This is a genomic window from Aquimarina aquimarini, assembly GCF_900299535.1.
Classification (GTDB): domain Bacteria; phylum Bacteroidota; class Bacteroidia; order Flavobacteriales; family Flavobacteriaceae; genus Aquimarina; species Aquimarina aquimarini.
In genome coordinates this window covers 1-23,184 of record NZ_OMKE01000061.1, presented here as the reverse complement: position 1 = coordinate 23,184, position 23,184 = coordinate 1, and the positions used below count along the sequence as shown (strand labels likewise).

At 33.3% G+C, this 23,184-nt stretch carries 13 protein-coding genes; 10 read left to right on the top strand and 3 right to left on the bottom strand.

Annotation, left to right across the window (positions count from 1 at the left end; all coding sequences use genetic code 11):
* Positions 1 to 49: 49 nt before the first annotated feature.
* Genes DG508_RS20590 through DG508_RS20580 form a run of 3 tightly spaced genes read right to left on the bottom strand, consistent with a single transcriptional unit; the run spans position 50 to position 6,049 of the window.
* Entirely contained in the window at positions 50 to 1,705 is a 1,656-nt protein-coding gene (locus DG508_RS20590; protein WP_108870277.1) for a RagB/SusD family nutrient uptake outer membrane protein, read from the bottom strand.
* A 21-nt stretch (positions 1,706 to 1,726) separates the two neighbouring features.
* On the bottom strand, positions 1,727 to 4,669 hold the full coding sequence (locus DG508_RS20585; protein ID WP_108870275.1) for a SusC/RagA family TonB-linked outer membrane protein: 2,943 nt from the start codon (positions 4,667 to 4,669) through the stop codon (positions 1,727 to 1,729).
* Between the two features lie 21 nt (positions 4,670 to 4,690).
* The gene (locus DG508_RS20580; protein WP_108870273.1) at positions 4,691 to 6,049 is read right to left on the bottom strand and encodes a Gfo/Idh/MocA family protein; all 1,359 of its coding nucleotides are present in this window, start codon (positions 6,047 to 6,049) and stop codon (positions 4,691 to 4,693) included.
* 377 nt (positions 6,050 to 6,426) lie between these two features.
* Here DG508_RS20580 and DG508_RS20575 point away from each other — a divergent pair, with 377 nt between their 5' ends.
* From DG508_RS20575 to DG508_RS20530, 10 genes are all read left to right on the top strand, one after another.
* Entirely contained in the window at positions 6,427 to 10,521 is a 4,095-nt protein-coding gene (locus tag DG508_RS20575) for a hybrid sensor histidine kinase/response regulator transcription factor (RefSeq protein WP_108870271.1), read from the top strand.
* Between the two features lie 874 nt (positions 10,522 to 11,395).
* The gene (locus tag DG508_RS20570) at positions 11,396 to 11,647 is read left to right on the top strand and encodes a DUF4212 domain-containing protein (protein ID WP_108870269.1); all 252 of its coding nucleotides are present in this window, start codon (positions 11,396 to 11,398) and stop codon (positions 11,645 to 11,647) included.
* A gap of 33 nt (positions 11,648 to 11,680) precedes the next feature.
* Complete coding sequence (locus DG508_RS20565; protein WP_108870267.1) at positions 11,681 to 13,363, top strand: sodium:solute symporter family protein; 1,683 nt, start codon at positions 11,681 to 11,683, stop codon at positions 13,361 to 13,363.
* A gap of 24 nt (positions 13,364 to 13,387) precedes the next feature.
* Entirely contained in the window at positions 13,388 to 16,621 is a 3,234-nt protein-coding gene (locus tag DG508_RS20560) for a SusC/RagA family TonB-linked outer membrane protein (protein ID WP_108870265.1), read from the top strand.
* A 10-nt stretch (positions 16,622 to 16,631) separates the two neighbouring features.
* Positions 16,632 to 18,032, top strand: coding sequence for a SusD/RagB family nutrient-binding outer membrane lipoprotein (locus DG508_RS20555; protein ID WP_108870263.1), 1,401 nt, complete (start codon positions 16,632 to 16,634; stop codon positions 18,030 to 18,032).
* Between the two features lie 33 nt (positions 18,033 to 18,065).
* Positions 18,066 to 19,223 (top strand): homogentisate 1,2-dioxygenase, encoded by a 1,158-nt coding sequence (locus tag DG508_RS20550; RefSeq protein WP_108870261.1) that lies wholly within the window; start codon positions 18,066 to 18,068, stop codon positions 19,221 to 19,223.
* 75 nt (positions 19,224 to 19,298) lie between these two features.
* The gene (locus DG508_RS20545) at positions 19,299 to 19,730 is read left to right on the top strand and encodes a MarR family winged helix-turn-helix transcriptional regulator (protein WP_159090955.1); all 432 of its coding nucleotides are present in this window, start codon (positions 19,299 to 19,301) and stop codon (positions 19,728 to 19,730) included.
* Positions 19,731 to 19,765: 35 nt separating this feature from the next.
* Complete coding sequence (gene fahA, locus DG508_RS20540; RefSeq protein WP_108870258.1) at positions 19,766 to 21,004, top strand: fumarylacetoacetase; 1,239 nt, start codon at positions 19,766 to 19,768, stop codon at positions 21,002 to 21,004.
* 13 nt (positions 21,005 to 21,017) lie between these two features.
* Positions 21,018 to 21,923 carry a flavin reductase family protein gene (locus DG508_RS20535; RefSeq protein ID WP_108870256.1) on the top strand — a complete coding sequence of 302 codons (906 nt, stop codon included), beginning with the start codon at positions 21,018 to 21,020 and terminating at the stop codon, positions 21,921 to 21,923.
* A gap of 251 nt (positions 21,924 to 22,174) precedes the next feature.
* Positions 22,175 to 22,474 (top strand): hypothetical protein, encoded by a 300-nt coding sequence (locus DG508_RS20530; RefSeq protein WP_108870254.1) that lies wholly within the window; start codon positions 22,175 to 22,177, stop codon positions 22,472 to 22,474.
* The last annotated feature ends 710 nt before the right edge of the window (positions 22,475 to 23,184 follow it).

The window sequence follows — 23,184 nt, the reverse complement described above, 5'->3', positions numbered from 1 at the left end:
AGATAAAGATAACATAGGCTCCTAAAAAAGGAACCTATGTTATTAAATATTAATCATTTTGAATCAGCGAGGGTTGTAAAATAATCTGTTGTTCTGGGATATATTCTACTACTCTAGGATGCGTAGCAGGGATTTCTAGAAAGGCATTCGTACCATTTAAATGTGTTCCTGGATATTTTCTATCCATAGTACGACCATTTCTATATACATCATATTTCCTGTGTCCTTCATAAGCAAACTCTAATCTTCGTTCTTCTAGAACGATATCTAGTATTGTTTTTCCTGCGGGAATATCAGCCAATGCATAGGTAGGAATACCTGCTCTTTCTCTAATAATGTTTACATTATCTAGTGCTAATTGATCCATTCCTCTCTTTGCCTGTGATTCTGCAATATTCAGATACATTTCAGATAGGCGAGAAACCATAGGAGACCACATATGTATATCATCTTCTTGTAATGAAGCTTTGAGGATATAGAATTTTGGATGTCCATTACGCTTTTTGAGATCAAACCCTTTGGTAACATCTTGCCTTCCGTCTGGGCCATTAAAATAATATACAGTTCTGCCGTCTACCATTTCAGAAGCTACTGTATATGTGGTTCCTTCTTCTTCAAAAGTAACGACTCCTCCACTCTCAGTTGTATTTCTAAACTCATAGGTATATTCATCATTTATCCAATAAACCGCAGGTATTTTCTCTTCGTTATCATCTTCTTCATATTGAGGTTCTATAAATTCTTTCCTTGCATCTTCAGGGTTTTTATCGATAAGGTCTAAATAGCTTCTCGAAGCATACATTTCTCCCCATCCATTACCATCTACAGTGGCATAAAAAGATCCTATCGTATACCAGTCATCAAAATTACCTAAAAGATCAGATGCAGAGGTTAAGGTTACTGCAAAAATAGCTTCGTTATTCTCATCAGGCCTCAAAGTATTCATTTTAGAAAACTGACTTGTTGGAAGCAATGAATAGCTCCCTGATTGAATCACCTTATTTGCATATTCTTCTGCTCTTATATTATCCTCTTTATACAAATATACTCTAGACAACAGTGCTTCTGCTGCCTCTTTTGAAGCAAAAGAAGCTCCTTTATTTACTGTCATTAAAGATGCTGCTTTTTCTAAATCCTTGATGACTTGTGTGTATACTTCTTCTATAGTGTTTCTATCTGGTCTGTCTTCTATATCAGATGTAAGCTTTAGAGGAACCGATAATCCAGAAGCTCCTTGATTATATGGCCTACCAAATACATTACCCATTTGGAAATAGGTAAGGGCTCTTAAATAATAATTTTCGCCCAATAATTGGTCTGTTTCAACAGATTCTCCTTCTGTAATTTTTTCTATAATTATATTACATCCTACTACTATTTTATAAGAATTACGCCAAAATCGCTCTACTCGAGAATTCGTTTTTATAGATTGGTAATTATATAAAAAGAACAAATGATCGGTTGTCCCCCCGCTAAGGCTGATGTTATCTCCTCCATACTCTGATATTCTATGCAGATCATCTACCCAACCATCAAAACCTTTATCTCCTTTTAGCAATGCATAATTACCAATTGTAGCTGTTTCTATTGATTCTGGATCAGAAAACAGTTCTTCTACAGAAATCTCCTCATATGGATTTGTTTCCAAATCACAAGAATGAAGTATCAATGTAAAAACTGGCAGTAGTATTATTAATTTTTTCATACTATTAGTTTTATAATATTTTTAAAATGATAAATTGACACCCAACACATATCGTTTTGGTATTGGATATGTTATCCCTGGGTTTCCTGATAAACCAATATTTGTACGGTCATTTGGGTTACCTGTAACTGCTGGATCTACGCCACTATAGTTTGTGAATGTCAATAAATTATCTCCTGAGACATATATATTAAGGTTGCTTATACCTATTTTTTTGAGTACATCTTGTGGTAAGTTGTATGATAAGGTAACATTTGCCATTCTCAGGTAACTTGCGTCTTCCAAATAACGAGAGGAACGTTTGTTTGAATTGTTATTACCTCCTTCTATAGCCAATGGATGCGTAGCTATGTCTCCTGGTTTTTCCCATCGGTTCGAATCATCAGCTAGCACTTGCTGGTTAAATGCTAAATAGAATCCATCTGAGTCAAATAGCTCTCTGGCACTATTATATAGTTTTCCTCCTTTGGTAAAATTAAAATTAGCAGAAAGTGATACATTTTTGTAACTCAGTCTAGAATCAAAGCCTCCTGTAAAATCTGGTGATGATGTATCCACTACTTGTAGGGTTGCATCGTTCCAATTATTGGTTTCTGTACGCGCTCCTGTATCTGGGTCTACTACTTCCCAAAGCGGGTCTCCATTATCGGGATCAACGCCAAGCCATTTTCTTATATACCATGCATTAGAATCTTCTCCTATCTTAAAAATTTTAGAGTCTCTAGGGATTTCTGTTTGCCCATCAAATAACTCTGTAATCTCATTTCTGTTTACTCCAATATTAAATCCGAGATCCCAGTCAAAATTCCTACTTTTTATGACATCTATAGAGACTGAGGCCTCAAAACCTTTATTGGTAAGTCCTCCTACATTTTCCCAAAATCCACTATACCCTGTTACATCTGGTAAATTTACAAAGTACAATAGATCAGAAGTATCCTTATTATAATACTCAAATGTTGCACTTACTCTATTGAATAATCTAGTATCTAGTGCAATATTCGCTTCATAGGTTTTTTCCCAGCTTAGATCAGGATTTCCTAATTGATTTAAGATAGCTCCAGGGGTCCCTGTATAGTGGGTATCCAATCGATAGGTTCCTTGATAAGGATATAAAGATGATGGTCTATTTCCTACAGACCCATAACTTACTCGTAATTTAAGTTCGTTGAAGGCAGAACTGTTAAAGAAAGCTTCATTATGAATATTCCACCCCGCACCAAGGGCAAAGAAATTACCATATTGATTATCCAATCCAAAATTGGATGCACCATCTCTACGTACAGATGCTTTTAGAAAATATCGGTCACTATATCCATAATCGGCTGCAAGAAAGAATGATTGCAAAGCATAGTCACTCTTACTACCAACAATATCACCAGCTTCACTGGCAACATTTAATACTTCTGTACCTGCGATAATACCATTACCTGTTACATTTACATTTTCAAACACATAATCGTTATATTCATATCCTCCCAAAGCTAGTAGAGAATGCTCCCCGAATGTTTTAGAATACTGTAGTGTTTGTGTAGTTAATTTAGTAAACCGCTCTGATAAATCATCGGTAATCCTCCCCTTTGTAGCTTCTCCTGCGATTGACCTTGGGTCCACATATATTTTTGATTTTGAACGGTAATAAGTAAAATTATTTACAGATCTAAATAATAGGTTAGGTACGATCTCATATTCAAAATCAAAGTTAGAACTCAGATTAAATATATCGTTTGATGAATAATTCCACTGTTGATCATATAAGTAATTAACTTCATCTCTACCCAACCAATCAGAATCTTCTTCTGCATTGATTAGTTGTCCCTCTGCATTATATGGGTTATCCCAAGGGAGATTAAGATATAATTGGTACAAAGGAGCTTGGGCAATTCTATCTCTATTATCAAAACTAAACGATAATTTAGGGCTTAGCTTTAAACGTTTTGTAATATCATAATCCAAATTCATACGGTATGTATATCTATCTAGCTCATTACCTTTTAAGGTTCCTGTTTCATTATAATAGCCCCCATTGATATAGAGGTTTAGTTTTTCTGTTCCTGAGGTAAATGATACGTTTACATCTTTTACAAAACCGTCTTGAGTTCCATTACCTAACCAGTCATAATCTCTGTTTAACAATTCTGGGGTAAACCAATCTTGAGAATTTCCAAATTGAGTATGATATTCATATAGTTGTTGAGAGTTCATCACCTCAAATTTCCCAGTATTAAAGGTATTTATAGCGGCTTTAGAACTTACAGTTATTTCTGATTTACCAGAAGTTCCTCGTTTTGTAGTTACTATAACAACCCCATTTGCTCCCCGAGATCCATATAGTGATGTTGCAGAGGCATCTTTGAGTATCGATATAGATTGTACATCATTGGGGTTTACTATGGGTACATTAGGCTGTATAACACCATCTACCACCCACAAAGGAGTTATATTTCCTCCCAAAGAGGAGGTTCCTCGTATTAATATATTAGGTATTGCCCCTGGACTACCACTGGATGCTCCCAAACGTACTCCCGCAACTTTTCCTTGTAGCATCGTCGTTACATCTGGGGTGGTTATGTCTTTTAGTTCTTCTGATTTAATGTTTACTATTGACGAGGTAATGGTTTCTTTCTTTTGTGTCCCATAGGCTACTACAATAATTTCGTCCAACATACTTATATCCTCTTGTAATACAGCATTTATTTTTGTTTGACTGCCAACATTTATTTCTTGGGTAAGATATCCCATGTATGATATTTCAAGAATATCTGTTTCACTAGCTTCTATGGTATAGTTTCCATCAAAATCTGAAGAAACTCCTTCAGTTGTACCTTTAATTATGATGGAAGCGCCAACGATAGGCATATCGGATTTGTCATAGACAGTTCCTGTTATTGTTTTCTTTTGAGCTATTATGGTGCTTGTAATTGCACACATAAAGATCAATAAAAGGGTCCTTAGTTTTTCCATATAGTAATGTGATTTAGTTATTTAGTACTTATTATTCATCCAGTCATGAGGGGTACGTTTTACCCACATACCTCTGGTGAAATCTGGGAAATCTTGTGGTTCTCCATTATTTTCTATTGATAGCTCAGAAAGAGGGGTTATTGCACTCCATGCGGCAGCATCATACACATCAAGGGGCGGAGCTATATTTTCTTTTGCTGCTTCTACAAATGCATTAAGAACAAAGAAATCCATTCCTCCATGCCCTGCACCCATAGCAAAATCTCCATATTTTTTCCATAAAGGATGGTCATATTTTTTTAGCCATTCATCTGCTGCATCCCATTGATGTGGTTTTGATTGCCCCTCTATATATATACGGTTTCCGTCTACTTCCCATAATCCATTGGCTCCTTGTACTCTAAACCCTAATGAGTAGGGTCTGGGCAAATTACAATCATGTGTTACAATAATGGTCTCGCCTTTGGCGGTTTCTATAGTAGTGGTAATAACATCTCCTTGTTTGAATTTTACTTTTGCGTTTGGATGTTCTTTACCGCCATGTTTTACTATATAATTATGCAACCCTATGGCTTTGGAGGCATTTGAGCTTAACGAAACAAAACGATTTCCTCTGTTTATATCACACATTGTAGCAACAGGACCAACACCGTGAGTAGGATATACATCTCCATTCCTTAAAACAGAATGTTGAGTTCTCCATTTGGATTCTGAGATTCCTTTTTCTCCAAACTCTACTCCTTTACCATAGGCTGTTTTGCCATCGTTTAATTTTACAAAACGAAGATCATGCTGATAACCACACCTAAAATGTACTAGTTCGCCAAATACATTTTGCTTTACCATATTTAAAACAGCAAGTATATCTCTGCGGTAGTTTACATTTTCTAGGATCATCAAATGAGACCCAGTGGCTTCATGCGTATTTACCAAATCCCAGCATTCTTCTATTGTATTGGCAGCAGATACTTCTAGTCCTGTATATTTACCAGCTTTCATTGTATCTACAGCCATTTTGGTATGCCATAACCATGGGGTGGATATGATGACCGCATCGACATCGCTTAATGCAAGTAAGTTTTTATAATCATGCTCATTTTTTCCAAATACCTTTGGTTTAGAAAAACCAGCTTCTTCTATTTTTTTTAATGCTACTTTGATTCGCTCAGGGTCGATATCACAAACAGCTGTTATATCAACATCTTTTCTATTGATAGCATTGTTAAAATGATTCATCCCTCTTAATCCAACTCCTATAAAAGCAAGTTTAAGCTTCTTATCGGAAGAGTTCATTATCCTACCAAAAGATAAATTAGAAAGTAGAGATACTCCTGCGCTGGCAAGAGCTGTTTTTTTAACAAAATTTCGTCTGGAATTCATGTATGTTCTTTTAATATTAAACTACTGGAATTCAAATATGACGGTTACATTTTGTAAAAAAGATGATATTTTGAGCAATTAGGAGGGTTATTTGATATTTGAATCTACCTACGCTTATTTTGTCCACCTTTTTGACGAATTAGACTACTACATTGCATTGCTTTCCAATCTATAGTCCCTTTTTTTTGTAAAATTTATTAATATCTTTAACATTATTTCACACAATAATTTATCTTCTCTGTTAAAATATTTATCAAAGAATATATATTCTTATTTTGTTTATATCGTTCATCATTGATATTATGGCAAATAAGTGAGATACAAATGAATCGATGTAGTTGAAAAAGAAGGCTTACGAATTAAAAAAAGTCATTTTTATGTTCAAATCAAAGAAGTTTTATTTATTGACCATCTTTATAGGGTGTTTTTCTTTTTTGTATAGTCAAAATCATACAAATTTCAAGCATTTATCGCCTGTCAACGATAATAGGTTTGTGCTTCCTACCAAAACAATTCAGGATGCATTGGGTACTATATGGATGTTGTGTGATAATGGAATATTAGTCTATAATGGTTATGACTATAAGTTGATTAATGACAGAGTCATTTTTCCTGATATTGAGCATGATGATTTTATAAACAATCTACTGGTTGATTACGATAAGAATATTTGGATCATATCACGGTCTGGTTTGCTATCAAAGTATACGGCAAATTCTGAGCAGTTTGAAGATATTACTCCTTCGTTGCCAGAAAATGAAATTATAAATTCTATTGTTGTAAAAGAGAATAATGTTTGGTTAAGCTCGAAACAGGGAAGCATATACAGATACACCAACTCCAAACTATATCATATTATCAATATCTCTGATATAGCACCCGATATCAAAAACATTACGGATATAGAGGTTATAAACGCATCAGATATTTATATGAGCACTAGTAAGGGTGCTATCTATAAGTACTCACTAATATCGGAACAGATAACCGAACTAGTAGGTGCATTCTCTAATTACCCTAGTAGTATTATTCTTACTACAGACAACAATAATAAACTATGGATAGGTACAGAAACATATGGATTGTTTGTTTATGACCCCATACAAGAACGATTTATTCAGGATTCTTTTTTTGAACGGGAACGGTTTAATATTAATAAAGAAATGTTTCTTACCCTATTTTGCAGTAAGGATGGATATATATGGGGAGGAACTGATGGTGGTGGATTGTACAAAATAAATAGTACTACTGGTGAGATCGATTTGTTTACACGACAGTATTCAAATGAGTTTTCTTTAAGCAGTAATACTATTCTGGATGTAAATGAGGATAATCATGGTAATATATGGATAACTACTAATTATGGGGGACTTAATATTCTTCCTAATAGTAATAATGATATCAAATATCATGAAGGCTCAGAAAATAATACCCCACTTAGAGTATTGAGTATTTTCAAAAGCTCTAAAGGTGTTTTATGGGTAGGAACAGATGGTTCTGGGTTAACTAGGATAACTTATAATGAGGATGGTACTATGCATGAAACACAATATTTTAATGATTTACCATTAAATAAAGGGTTTTATATTCAATCTATTACAGAAGATAAGCAATCAAATATTTGGTTCGGCACCTATAAAAATGGTTTGTGGTGTTATAGTACTGTCAATAATACTTTTCAAAAAGTAAATGTATACAACTCTAATCAACAAGAAGCCAAAGATGTACGTACTGTTTTTTGTGACTCTAAGGGTCGTATTTGGGCAGGATCAAATCTATCGATCAATCTATACGCTCCAAATTTAAAACCTATTGCTATTTTTGATCATAATACTAATGGATTAAAAGGGAGCAACACAGAAAGTATTCTTGAGGATAACACTGGTACAATTTGGCTAGGACAATATAACGCAGGCTTGCTTCAGTTTGATGAAGATGTTACTACTCTCGGTCTTTCTACATTTATTGATTATTCACCAAAAAACAAAAATTCAAAAGGCCAGATTCATGCAGTTAAATCAATGGTGCTAGGTGACGTAGATGATATATGGTTGATTAATGAGCTTGGTAAATTATTGAGATTTAATATCAGTAATACGACCTATACTACATTTGAAGATATAGCGTCTATCAAAGGAAAAATATTTCATGCTATTCTCAAGGATAATGAAGGTGGTTTATGGCTCAGTTCTAAAAATAATGGTATCAACCATCTGGATATTAAAAACAAGTCTATAAAAACCTATTATGATACAGATGGTTTTCAAGATAATATGTTTCTAGCCAGAAGTAAATTTAAAGATCCTCAAGGGCATTTATATTTTGGAGGAGTCAAGGGGATCAATAGTTTTGATCCCAAAAAAATAAAAGAAAAGGTTGCCAATCCACGATTGTATATCAATAGTGTAGAGATACTAAATCAACCAGTATATTCCTTATTACCATCTATGGTAAAGACTGAGATATCTGATGTTAACTCTCTAGAATTAGAGCATGATCAATCCTATTTCTCCTTTAGGTTTTATGCTATCGATAATATACTAAACCCTAGTTATTATTATGCATATCGACTTAAGGGGTTTGATGAAGATTGGATTACCAGTCAATCCGAACGCTTGGCTACGTATACAAATATCCCTCCTGGAGAGTATACATTTGAGGTAAAAACAGGTACAAAAAAAGGAGTCTGGAACCTTCCACAAAAAAGTATCGCTATTCAAATACACCAACCACTATGGAACACTCCTCTGGCATATATTTTTTATTTAGCCATACTCGCACTTATGGCATACGGGGTAAGAAGGTGGTATGTACTAAAAAAGAAATTGTTTCTAGAAAAAATCAATCATAAAAAAGAAAATGAACTACATGATTTAAAGATGAATTTCTTTGCAAAAATGTCACATGAGATTCAAACTCCTCTCACCTTAATCTTAGGCCCCATAGATGACATGCTAAAAAAGGCAGAGAAAAACGGCAACCTATTATTAAAACAACGCTTGAATATTATATCATACAATACTAAACGCCTTTCTAGAATTGCACGAGAATTAACATTGGTAAGAAATAAAGAATTAGAAACCCTAAGACTTACAGTCACCAAAAATGATTTGCATAGAGATATACATACCATCTCGTTATCATTTAAGGAACTGGCAAGAAAAAGAAAAATTGATTTTGTCATCAATTGTCCCAAAAATTTACCAGTGGCATGGTATGATAAAGAGAAATTAGAGCATGTGATCTATAATTTACTTTCTAATGCTTTTAAGTTTACTCCCAAAGAGGGGAATATCTTTTTAAACATTGTGCCAGTCAATAGTAAGAAAAAAATAAAACTATCTGTTATAGATTCTGGGCCTGGAATTCCCGATAAAGAATTGAAACATATTTTTAAGCTATTTTATCAATCTAATATTGGTAAAAAAAATAAAGGTACTGGTATTGGATTAGCACTCACCAAAGAATTGATGAACCTGCATAAAGGTAAAATTAAGGTTGATTCTAATCCTACAGAGGGTACGACATTTACGATCAAATTTCCTATTACAGAAGATGCGTATAGTGATTCAGAAAGAATTACAATACACGAGACAGAAGAGGTTGCTACTCATACCTGTATTGAAGAGCAAACGTCTAATAGTAAAGAAAAAGTAGATCCCTCAAAGCAAACTATTCTTGTTGTAGAAGATAATTATGATTTGCAATCTTTATTAAAAGAACTTTTGTGTAATGACTATAATATTATTCTGGCAGAAAATGGCGAAGAAGGCTATTGCTATGCCAAAACCAATATTCCTGACCTTATTCTCAGCGATATTATGATGCCAAAGCTAGATGGAATCCAAATGTGCAAAAAAATCCAAAAAGATCCTATGGTCATGCATATTCCTGTTGTTCTACTCACAGCAAAAAACTCTACCAATGCCAAAATTTCTGGATTAAAATCGGGAGCAATAGAATACATCAATAAACCTTTTAATACTAATGAACTATTACTAAAAGTAAAAAACATCCTGTTATCAAGAGAACATATCATTTCAAAATATAGAAAAGAGATCATAAGTCGTCCCAAGGTAATTGTAGAAAAATCTTTGGATGAGATTTTTCTAGAAAACCTTATGACACATATAAATGCTAGATTGGGTGATGCTGATTTTAAGATGGAAGAGCTGGCAGAATCCTTACATATGGGATACTCTAGTTTATATCGCAAATGCCAAGCTCTTACAGGACATAGCCTAGTAGATTTTGTACGTTTGCTCCGATTAAAAAAGGCCGCTATTTTAATTACCCAATATGGATATAATATATCCGAAGCTTCTTTTATGACAGGATTTAATGATCCTAAATATTTCTCAAAATGTTTTAAAAAACATTTTGAGAAAACTCCTGGAATATTTAAAAAAGAAGCCAAAGAAATGGGAGTTACCTTATATTTAAAACAACACCAAGTAGATAATACGTTTTAATTTTTACGATAATTTCCCATAGTAGTTCTTATAAAAAATAACAGTGTTTTATTCTAAAAAAAGGAAGAATATTAAATTCCAGAACGGAAAATTTCTTCATTACGATATTAAATCGATATTTTGAAAAGCCTTATATTAAAGCTAAAGAACAAACATAAAACATTATTACTTCCTTATCCCTCTGGATAGAAATGGAAATTTTCTTAGCTTTGAAAAACAAATCAACATAATACTTCGTAAATTCCTTTGATCAAATATTTTGTCTTTGCTATAGCTACGCTTTAGATGGAAATATAAAAATAAAACCTATCTATAGAAATGCTAAAAGATTTATAAATGGTGTTGCTAAAGCTGATGATCAAAGTTCAGAGTACTTAATTGATAAAGAAAATAATCGGGTAGTTTTAAAACAAAGTGATGTTCAAATAATAGAAACTAAAGGCAATTAGAAAAGTCTGTCACAAACAGTGCTCTCACTCTTTGTGCAAAGCAATCCATAAATTATTACACAACAATTCACTTTAAGTCTCTCTCCAGAGGTTTTCTTTATGTACACCCCTAAAAAAAATAATCGCTTGACAGTAAATTTTCTCACTACTCACTACTCACTACTCACTACCAATTTATAAACATTAAGTTTTATTCCCAGGTTTTAACTTTTAAGGTATTTTTCTTTCCTCTATTACACTATTCTTTTTCTTTTCTTCCTTACCCCCTATAAACCTTAGCCTTTAATTTTATATCAACATATATTTCAAGGCATTACACTTTTAAATTATTTTTACAAAAAATATTTTCAAATAAAATATTTTCAAATAAAATAGTTGCATTTGAAAATAATTATATTTATCATTGCTTCATAATTTAAACCAATATGTTATCAAATAATCAAAAATACTGGAAAGAAAACATAAAATACCTAACCATATTGTTAATTGCATGGGCAATAGTTTCTTTTGTCATTCCTGTTTTTTTTGTAGAATCATTAAATACAATTAAGATAAAAGGTTTTAAACTTGGTTTTTGGTTTGCTCAACAAGGATCAATCATATCTTTTCTACTTATCATCATAATCTACATATACCTTATAAACAAACTAGATAAAAAATACGATGTTAATGACTAATCTATTTTAAGGTTAATAAGAAATCAATATTTTATGAATGTAATTACATATACCTATTTATTTGTTGCCCTTACTTTTGCTATCTATATTTTTATCGCAATACGTACTAGGGCAAAATCAACAAAAGATTATTATGTAGCCAATAGCGGAGTACATCCTATATTAAACGGAATGGCTACTGCGGCAGACTGGATGTCGGCTTCTGCTTTTATTTCTCTACCTGGATTAATTGGTTTTTTTGGATACGGAGGAAGTGTATATCTTTTAGGAGCTACTGGAGGCTTTGTTGTTTTATCACTTCTTATTGCTCCATATCTGAGAAAATTTGGTAAATATACAGTTCCAGATTTTGTAGGAGATCGTTATTATTCAAACAAAGCTCGTTTTATAGCTGTCATCTGTGCACTATTTATTTCTTTTACATACTTGGCAGGACAGATGAGAGGAGTTGGGATTGTTTTTTCTAGATTCCTTGAAGTAAATATAAATACAGGCGTATTTATTGGGGCTGCTATTGTTTTCTTTTATGCTGTATTGGGGGGTATGAAAGGAATTACATATACTCAAATAGCACAGTACATAGTACTTCTAACTGCATTCATTACTCCTTGTATATTCATTTCTATCATGCTTACAAATCAAATGATACCTTCGTTTGGATTAGGTAGCACACTCAATGATGGTTCTGGTGTATATCTATTAGATAAACTAGATGGGTTACATCAAGAATTAGGGTTTAGTGAATATACAACTGGAGGAAAAAGCAAAATAGAAATGTTTGCCATTATTGCAACAATGATGATAGGAACAGCTGGTTTACCTCATGTAATTGTTCGTTTTTTCACAGTACCCAAGGTTAGTGATGCTCGAAAATCAGGAGGATATGCTCTTTTTTTTATAGCCTTAATGTTTTTAGCAATCCCTGCTATTGGAGCTTTTTCAAAATACATTCTTATTGAAACAGTGAGTAATCAACACTATATAGATATGCCATCATGGTTCAAAACTTGGGAAGAAATAGGTCTTATTACATTTACAGATCTAAACCAAGATGGAATAATTCAATACACAAACTCTAACAATAATGAACTTTTTGTAGACAGTGATATTATATTTCTTGCTACTTCTGAAATGGCAAAACTTCCTAATTGGGTAATTGCCCTTGTTGCCTCAGGAGGTTTAGCAGCCGCACTTTCTACTGCTGCAGGATTACTTTTAGTAATTTCAACATCAATTGCTCATGATTTATTCAAAAAGCAGATCAATCATAAGTTGAGTGAACAACAAGAGCTTATGATTGCAAGAATAGCATCTGCTTTTTCTATCGGAGTTGGAATTTATTTTGGTATATATCCTCCAAGCTTTGTTGCAGAAACTACTACACTCGCTTTTAGTATTGCTGCTTCTGCTTTTTTCCCCATTATCTTTCTAGGCATATTTTATAAAAAAATGAATAGCCAAGGGGCTATTGCTGGAATGCTTACTGGTATGATTTTTTCAGTTTCTTATATAATTTATTTTAAATTCCTAGATGCCGATCCAGAGACTTATTTATTTGGCATTTCACCTCAAGGAATTGGGATTGTTGGGATGACTCTCAACTTTATAGTAGCCTTGAGTGTCGTTCGTTTTTTCCCCCCTCCTTCTCAAGAAATACAACTCCTTGTTGAAGATATGAGATATCCAAAGGGAACTAATAAGCCTCTCAACCACTAAACAAATGTTTTAATATTAAATGACATGAAAACAAAAATTCTATTTATTGTCATAATGAGTATATCCTCTTACTCTTATGCACAGCAAAAAATTACGGGATCAGTTATTGATGACCAAGGAATTCCTCTTTTTGGAGTCAATGTACTATTAATTGGAACACAACATGGAACCACCACAGATTTTGATGGTAATTATGAACTCACTATTCCAGATGAAATAAAAGAAATATCTTTTAGTTATATTGGATTTAAGACCAAAGTATTCTCTGTACAAAACAATTTAAAAGTTCAGATGCAATCTGACTCTGAATCTTTAGAAGAAGTGGTTGTAACAGCAGCTGGAATAGAATCTAATAAAAAAGAACTAGGCTATTCTATTACTAATATAAAATCAAGTGATATACAAAAAACAGGAGAAGTAAGTATATCTGGAAGCTTGAGCGGAAAAATAGCAGGAGTACAAGTATCTTCATCACAAGGAGATCCTGGAGCAGCAACTAACATAATTATCCGAGGTAACACCTCTATTAGTGGTACAAATACACCATTATATATAATTGATGGAGTACCTATCAGTAATGATCAGTTTAAGTTTGGTAATGATCGAGAAAGTATTGGTGGAGTAGCACAAGCAAACAGAGCTATTGACATAAATCCTCATGATATAGAATCTTTAACAATTCTTAAAGGTCCAGCATCAACGGTATTATATGGTATTCGAGCTGCAAATGGTGCTATAATCATTAATACTAAGAAAGGGAAAAGAAATAAAGATTTGAAAGTGAATATTAAAAGTTCAATTAATGTAAGTACAGTAACCGATGTTCCTGAGCGCCAAAACAGATATGCAAAAGGAACTTATGCTCCTGCAGGAACTGCACTTCCTGATGCTATTACTACAGGTGATTTTACCTATGGATTTGCAAATACTTTTCTTACTGGCCCTCCTTTTTCTTGGGGAGCACCATTCTCTAGCCTAGAGTATGATGGAGGAAACAACCCTTATGATAGAAATGGTTTTATTGTAGCTCTTGGAGAAGGAAATGGTACTCCTGTCTCTCCAGTAGATAATCTATATGACAACTTTTTTCAGAATGGGATTAGCCTAGATAATCATATTTCAATATCTGGAGGAACAGAAAAATCTACCTATTACCTTTCTTTGGCCAAATTAGAACAAACTGGAGTCCAAAGAAATACTGATTTTTCGAGAACATCAATGAGAATAAATCACAGTTTACATATCTCAGAAAAATTAAAACTTAATTCTTCTTTAGCTTACATTAATTCTGGTTCAGACAATAAGGCGTTACGAGGGCAAAATCGTTCTGGTATTGGAATAGGATTATATTTTAATGCCACAAGTTTTGACCCTGCTAATGGATTAAATGGAGGAAATGCATGGAGAGACCCCAACACTTATACCTTACCAAATGGAGGAAGAAGAGCTCAGGAGTTTGACAATCCGTATTTTAATATTGCCAAAAATAAAAACTCTGATAATGTAAATCGAATAATAGGATATGTTAATCCCGAATTTAAAATTGACAAAAACCTTACGGTTAGTTACAAATTAGGAGGAGACCATTACACAGATCAACAATTACAATTTTATGATATTGGTGCAAATGCAGGAGGTTTTTTAGGATCTATTCGTAAAATTGATATCAACTCAACAGAAATCAATTCTGATTTATTAGTTACTTATAATAACCAATTATCAGATAAACTGATAATGAACCTGATCGTAGGTCATAACTTTTACAATAAAAAAGCAACTATTCAAGGCGCAGAAGGTAAACCTTTGGGCTCTGCTGGGCTTATCTCATTATCTAATGCTTCTACTATTTCACAAACATGGGATTTAGAACAAAGAAAAAAACTATATGGAGTTTTTATGGATTTGAAACTGAATTTTGGGGATTACTTATTCTTAAATCTATCTGGTCGTAATGACTGGTCATCTACTCTACCACAAAACAATAATTCATTATTTTATCCAGCTGCAAGTATTGGATTTAACATCATCGAAGGTTTTGATATAGACTCAGAAAAAATTAATGCTATTAAGTTGAGAGCTTCTTACGGAATTGTTGGTAATGATGCTCCTGTTTATGCTACCTCTACCTATTTTGATCAAGGAATAGTCTCAGGAGATTTGGCAGTTGCTAATCAAAACTTCCCTTTGTATGGAGTGAACGGTATAGAAAGAAATACGATTTTGGGTAATAATACTATAAAACCAGAATCTACCAGAACCTATGAATTCGGAACCGATATGAAACTATTTAATAATAGGTTGAATATTGATTTTACCTACTATAACTCATTGACAGATGATCAAATAGTAAATGTAAGCTTACCTCCAGGAACAGGTTTTAAAAGTCAAATACAAAACGCTGGACAAGTCTCAAATAAAGGGTTTGAACTTGCAGTTTATACATCTTTGATCAAAACCAAAAGCTTTGGATGGGATATGGATGTAACTTTTAGTCAAAATAAATCTTTGGTAGAATCTTTACCAGAAGGGCTAGACAATATAGTGCTATCTTTTCCTATCCAAGGACAGGTATTTTCTAGTGCTACTGTAGGACAGCCTTTTGGATCAATTTTTGGTTCTAGATTTCTAAAAGACGATCAAGGAAGAACAGTAATTGGCGATGATGGATGGCCATTAAGAGATACTGTAAATGGTGATGGAATAATTGGAGACCCTAACCCTGATTGGTTAGCAGGAATACGAAACACTTTACGCTATAAAAATCTGAATTTCACATTCTTATGGGATATTAGAAAAGGAGGTGACATGTATAATGGTACAAGAGCAATATTAAATGCTTTTGGTGTAGGAAGAGATACTGAAGCCAGAGACACTCAGGATTATGTTTTTGAAGGAGTAAATACATCAGGAGAGACCAATACTGTTCCAGTAGATTTTATGCCTCAAGGACAAGGTTTTGCTGCAAACAGGTGGTTTAGATATGGACTTATTGGTATCGCAGAAGAACAAATACAGGAAGTAAATTGGTTTAGGTTACGGGAGATTGCTTTGACATACAATCTGCCTTCTAAATGGTTTAATGAACTAATTGATGAATTCAGCATCTCTGTAGTCGGCAGAAACTTACTGTTATTTACCAATTACGATGGTATTGATCCCGAAACCTTACAAGCCAGTCAAACAAATGCACTAGGTATTGATTATTTAAATGCGCCTAATACAAAGAGTATTGGAGTGAATTTTAATATTAATTTTTAATAGAAGAATCATGAAAAAAATCAGTTTGATATTAGTCTTGTGTTTACTAATAAGTTGTGATTTAGAAGACACTAATAAAGACCCTCGAAGATTACTTGATGTAGAGGCGGTTGAAATAATACCCGTAGCTCAAGCACAAACAATGTTTAACATAAATACAGTTAGCAATAGAGCAGCAGCCATTTTTGTACAACATATGAATGGGATAAGCTTACAAGAAGATGACCAAGAGAGATATAACTTTCCTCCATCGGACCTTAATAATGCTTGGAGCGACGGGTACTTTGCAGGAGTATTAAAAGATTGTGATTTGATTATTTCTAAAGCTGACAAAAATAATCAACCTCATATAGCAGGAATTGGAAGAGTTCTAATGGCATATAGTCTTGGAGTTGCTACTACATTATGGGGTGATATCCCATATTCTGATGCTTTTATGGGAGAAGAAATTTTACAACCTTCTTATGATACCCAAGAAAGTATCTATAATACTATTCAAGAATTACTAAATACTGCTATTGTAAATTTAACACAGCCTTCTGGAGTTGCTTCGATAGGGAATAATGATTTATTTTTTGGGGGAGATACAAACCTATGGATAAAAACAGCACGATCTCTAAAAGTTAGATATTTAATGCACTTAATAAAACGAGACCCTTTGGCTACCAATAAAGCTACAGAATTGTTCAACAAACCAGTCATTAGTTCCTTAGAAGACCAACCTACATTCCCTTACGGCCTATCAATCACCGATGGAAACCCCTTAACTACTTTCAACATAAGTCAAGGTAGATTAACAGGTAATCTCTCTTTGGCAGAAAACATGTTGATGAAATCAGACCCAAGGTTTAATTCTTATTTTATAGTAGATGGTAGTAGTTATCCCATATTTGATGCAGGAGGAGCTACCAGTTTGTTTTGGAGTAATTTTGACAGTCCATTGTCTTTAATATCTTATACAGAGGTTAAATTTCTAGAAGCAGAAGTAAAACTAAGATCAGGAGATTCTTTTGGAGCTGAAACAACACTGCAAAATGCAGTACGAGCAAATATGGAACAGCTGGGGATCGAAGCAACTGCTGATATCCAAAACTATCTGGATATCAACGTAACTTTTACAGGACTAAGTACAGAAGAAGAACGTCTAGAAAAAATTATAGAAGAAAAACATATTGCATTATTCTGGCAGGGTTCTATCGAATCATGGACAGATTACAGAAGAACTGGATATCCTAATTTAACTCCAAACCCCAACGGATCTAATGAATTTGACCCATCTGGAGTAATCCCAAGGAGATTTATGTATCCACTTATAGAAGCTACTACCAATTCTAAAAATTTACAAGAAGCTATCGCAAGACAAGGTAACGGCAAAGGACTTCTAGATAGTGAGATGTGGGCTTTTGAATAGAAAAAGTAACTAATTTTTAAAACAATTAATGTTATGCCATTTTATCATAAACTAGGAGAAATTCCGAATAAACGACATACTCAATTTTATAAAGAGAACGGTAAATTATATGCTGAACAACTTTTTGGAACTGTTGGTTTTGATGGGATGTCGTCAAATTTATACCATGAGCACAGACCTACTCAGGTAAAAGCAATACAAAACAAAAGAAGCGTTATTCCTAAAATAGCTAAGGAAAATAACATTAAATCCTATTTACTTAAAGGGTTTCAAGCTCCTCAAGTAGATGATTACCTAGAAAGTCGTATTGTATTACTCACAAATTCGGATTGCAATATTATCGTATCAGCTCCCAAAGAATCTACAACATCCTATTTTTATAAAAATGCAGATGCTGATGAGCTTATTTTTATCCATAAAGGAAAAGGAATACTAAAAACCCAACTTGGTAATCTATCCTTTTCTTATGGCGATTATCTACTAATTCCACGTGGAGTTATCTATCAATTTCATTTTGAAGATTCAAATAATAGGTTATTCATTGTAGAATCCAAAAGTCCCATTTATACACCAAAACGGTATCGAAATTGGTTTGGACAATTACTAGAACATTCTCCGTTTTGTGAGCGTGATATAAGAAGACCTACAGAATTGGAAACGTATGACCAGAAAGGAGATTTTTTAATAAAAATTAAGAAACAAAATGAAATCTTTGATATTGTATATGCTACACATCCATTTGATGTGGTAGGTTATGATGGTTTTAATTATCCTTATGCATTATCAATCCATGATTTTGAACCCATAACAGGACGTATTCATCAACCACCTCCTGTGCATCAAACTTTTGAAACAGATACTTTTGTAATTTGTAGTTTTGTCCCTCGATTATATGATTACCACCCCCAGTCAATTCCTGCTCCTTATAATCATAGTAATATAGACAGTGATGAAGTAATTTATTATGTCGATGGTGATTTTATGAGTAGAAATGATATTGATACTGGTTATATATCCCTTCATCCAGCAGGAATCCCACATGGCCCTCACCCTGGGGCAGCTGAGAGAAGTATAGGAAAAGTAAAAACAGAAGAATTAGCTGTTATGGTTGATACATTTAAGCCATTAATGGTTACAGAAGAAGCCTTAAAAATTGCTGATCAAAATTACTATCGATCTTGGCTTGACTAATTACATTAATCAAAGATTTTCTCCCTAAATTATCCATTGTTTTTGTTGTATATTGCATTACTAAAATTACAACTTGTGGGCGATTATATTCAAAAAAACAGTTATGGAGTTTTTATCGATAGAACTATTAGAAAAGTTAAAAAAGATTTAGAAAATAGATTTAAAACACATAATCTTGGTATTACTGTAGATCAATTTGTCATATTGGATCGATTAGCTCCTAATGATGGAATCAACCCTATGGAATTGGCCGAAATTACTTTTAAAGACAGTCCTACAATAACAAGGTTATCGAATAATCTTGAAAAAAAGAACTTAATTACCAGAGAACTGGATAAAAACGACCGAAGAAAATTTAATATTTATATTACCAAAAAAGGAAAAGAAAAACTGGAAGAAGCCCTGCCTATCGTACTAGAAAATCGAAAAGCAGGCTGGAAAGGGCTAGATGGTGAAGATTATAATCATCTTAAAAGGATAATGGAGACGATCTACAATAATTATTAAACTTTTATCCAGTTTTTCATAACAACAACAAAATAATGAAAACCTGGATAAACCTTCCTAAAGACACTGATTTTACAATTCATAATTTACCATTTGGTATCTTTTCTACTGAACACAGAAGAAAAAGAGTTGGCATTGCAATCGGAGATCAAATAATAGATTTGCTTAAATGCGCAGAGCTAGGCCTCTTTGATGATTTTCTTATTTATGAAGAAACTTTTAATACTAGTTCCCTTAATAACTTTATTAGTCTAGGAAAACACAAATGGTCTCTTATACGACGTTATTTTATAAAGGCTTTAACCGATCCAAATTCAAAACTAAAAAAAAATAAAGATATTATTTTGGTAGCTCAAGCAAATGCTAGTATGCATTTACCTGTAGATATCAGGGATTATACCGACTTCTACTCAAGTATAGAGCATGCTACCAATGTAGGTAAAATGTTTAGAGACCCAGAAAATGCATTACTTCCCAATTGGCGACATATTCCTGTAGCATATCATGGTAGAGCTTCCTCTATAATTGTATCGGGAGATTCTGTTTATAGACCCAAAGGGCAGTATAAACCTCTCAATCATACCTCTCCAATATATGGTTCATCACTACGTCTTGATTTTGAGTTAGAAACAGCATTTATTGTTGGTAAAAATACTACGCTGGGAGAAAGTATTACTACTATAAATGCAGAAGATCATATTTTTGGAATGGTACTATTTAATGATTGGTCTGCAAGAGATATTCAAAAATGGGAATATGTTCCTCTAGGGCCTTTTCTGTCCAAAAATTTTGCCTCGTCTATATCTCCATGGGTGATCACAACAGAAGCACTAGAGCCTTTCAGAACAAAAGGCCCTGAGCAAAACCCAGAAGTTTTGCCTTACCTCAAGTTTCAGGGAGATAAAAATTATGATATCAAACTCGATGTCTATTTACAACCTCATAATGAAGAAGAACAATTAATTTCCTCTTCTAATTTCAAATATATGTATTGGAATATGGCACAACAACTTGCTCATCATACAGTCAATGGGTGTAATGTCAATATTGGGGATATGATGGGGTCAGGTACTATAAGCGGACAGGATAAAAATTCTTATGGCTCAATGTTGGAATTAACTTGGGGAGGAAAACACCCAATACGTCTCAAAAACGGAATTACAAGAACTTTTATAGAAGACAATGATACGATAGTGTTTAGAGGTAAGTGCGAGAAAGAAGGGGTATCTCTAGGATTTGGAGAAGTAAGAACCAAAATATTAGCATCAATATAAATTCTAAGCACTTATGGGTACTACAATAAAATCAATTACTGTGGATGAATCTTCTGTAAAAGAAATACACCAATATCTCTTAGGAATTATTGCTCCTAGACCAATAGCATGGGTTAGTACAATATCTAAAAACGGCACACCCAATCTTAGCCCTTTTAGTTTCTTTAATGTATTCAGTGCCAATCCTCCTATTCTCATATTTTCTTCCGCAAGAAGAGTAAGAAATAATACTACAAAACATACCTTGCATAATATTATTGAACACCCAGAAGCAGTAATCAATATTCCTAATTATGATTTGGTAGAACAACTCTCATTATCAAGCACAGAATACCCTAAAGGAGTTAATGAATTTATAAAATCAGGAGTAACCTCTGTAGCTTCAGATATCGTAGCTCCTCCAAGAATTAAAGAATGCCCAGCTTCTTTTGAGTGCAAAGTAAATCACACGATTCCTTTAGGTAAAGAAGGAGGAGCTGGTCACCTTATAATTGCCAAAGTAGTAAAAATTCATATAAAACTAGATGTTCTAGATCAAAATGGTAAGATTGACCCTTTGAGATTTGATTCTATTGCCAGAATGGGTGAAAACTGGTATAGTCGTATAATTAAGGATTCTATCTTTGAAATTCCCAAACCAATCAGAAATATAGGGATTGGTATAGATCAGCTTCCTTCAATGATACAAAATAGTACTATCCTTACAGGCAATAATTTAGGGAGATTAGGTAATGTAGAAAAACTACCTAATACAAATGCTATACAAAAACGTATCAAGACAAAAGAAATACAGGCTATAATACAACAGTCCAGTAAAAATGATAGACTTAAAAAACTGCACCTATTAGCAAAAAAATATCTTGAAAAAGGAAATACTATGACTTGCCTTGAAATACTTATGTGCGAATCGCTGGATTAAACTCACCTTTTATAAATTCTTAATATAAAACAAAAAAACATAAAATTTTAAAGTAATATTGAATTCTAAATACTGAACATTAAAAGCTTTTTTACTAACAACCAATAGATCTGCAAAACATTTCTTACTATAGTCCAAATACTCTTTGATGAATTTTCAAATTCAAAAATATCAAAACTTGCAATATACATACATAAGCACCTTATATACATTATTTTACTAATTCTCGATACGATGATTACGATATTTTAATGGGTATAACAGCTCCAGTAATTGGGTGGTCATTCTTGAAAAATAAAATCAGCAAGCAACTTTTATTAGGGTGGAATATAGTTGAATTGGCTCTTGTGCTCTTTATTTTAATCAATGGAATACTATCAGCCAAATTTCCATTTCAACAATTCGGATTTGAACAGCCAAATCGTGGAATAAATTATTTTCCATTTGTTCTTCTACCAGCTACAATAGTTCCGATTGTAATTTGGACTCATTTATCAGATATAATAAAATTAAGAAAAAAAAAAAAAAAAAAAAACATCTTAAAAAACTAACCAACAAACGCTTAAATAACAAAACAAAGGTCAATACTAAAATATAAAACTTTAAAGTGATATTGAATATCCAATACTAAACATCAAAATTTTCTCACTGTTAAACTATTCACCAACCACCTTGAAACTATAAATAAACCACCTTGCCCCCCTCCCAATAAGGGGGTACCCCCTTATTGGGAGGGTTCGAGCTGATCCCGAGGTGGTTCGAGCTGATAAAGTATCGCTTCGAGTTGATATGTTGACCCTTCGAGCCGATAAATTATCAATTCGAGTTGATATGTTGACCCTTTGAGCTGATACATTATCGACTCAATCTGATATGCTGACCCTTTGAGTTGATAAATTATCAACTCGAACCACCTATATAGGTGGTTCGAATCACCTCAGCCACGCTTCGAACTACCTAAACAGGTAGTTAGCACCACTTTGATGATCCTTCGAACCCTCAGCATGACCCCTCAAAGGGTCTTGATAAGGGGTAAACCTACTTATTGTTGGGAGTGTTCAATAAAGTATGTCACAAAACCCTATTAAACAATTACTTACAAAGTAAATTTTGTGGTAAAACCGTAACAATTATATAAATATCTATAAGCAAAGTAATTTCATTTGTGTTATATTTACCTCATTATATGTTTTAAACACACAACTCATTAAAATCTAAAGTCATAACATGCGAAGTAATGTAAAACTCTATATCGATGGGT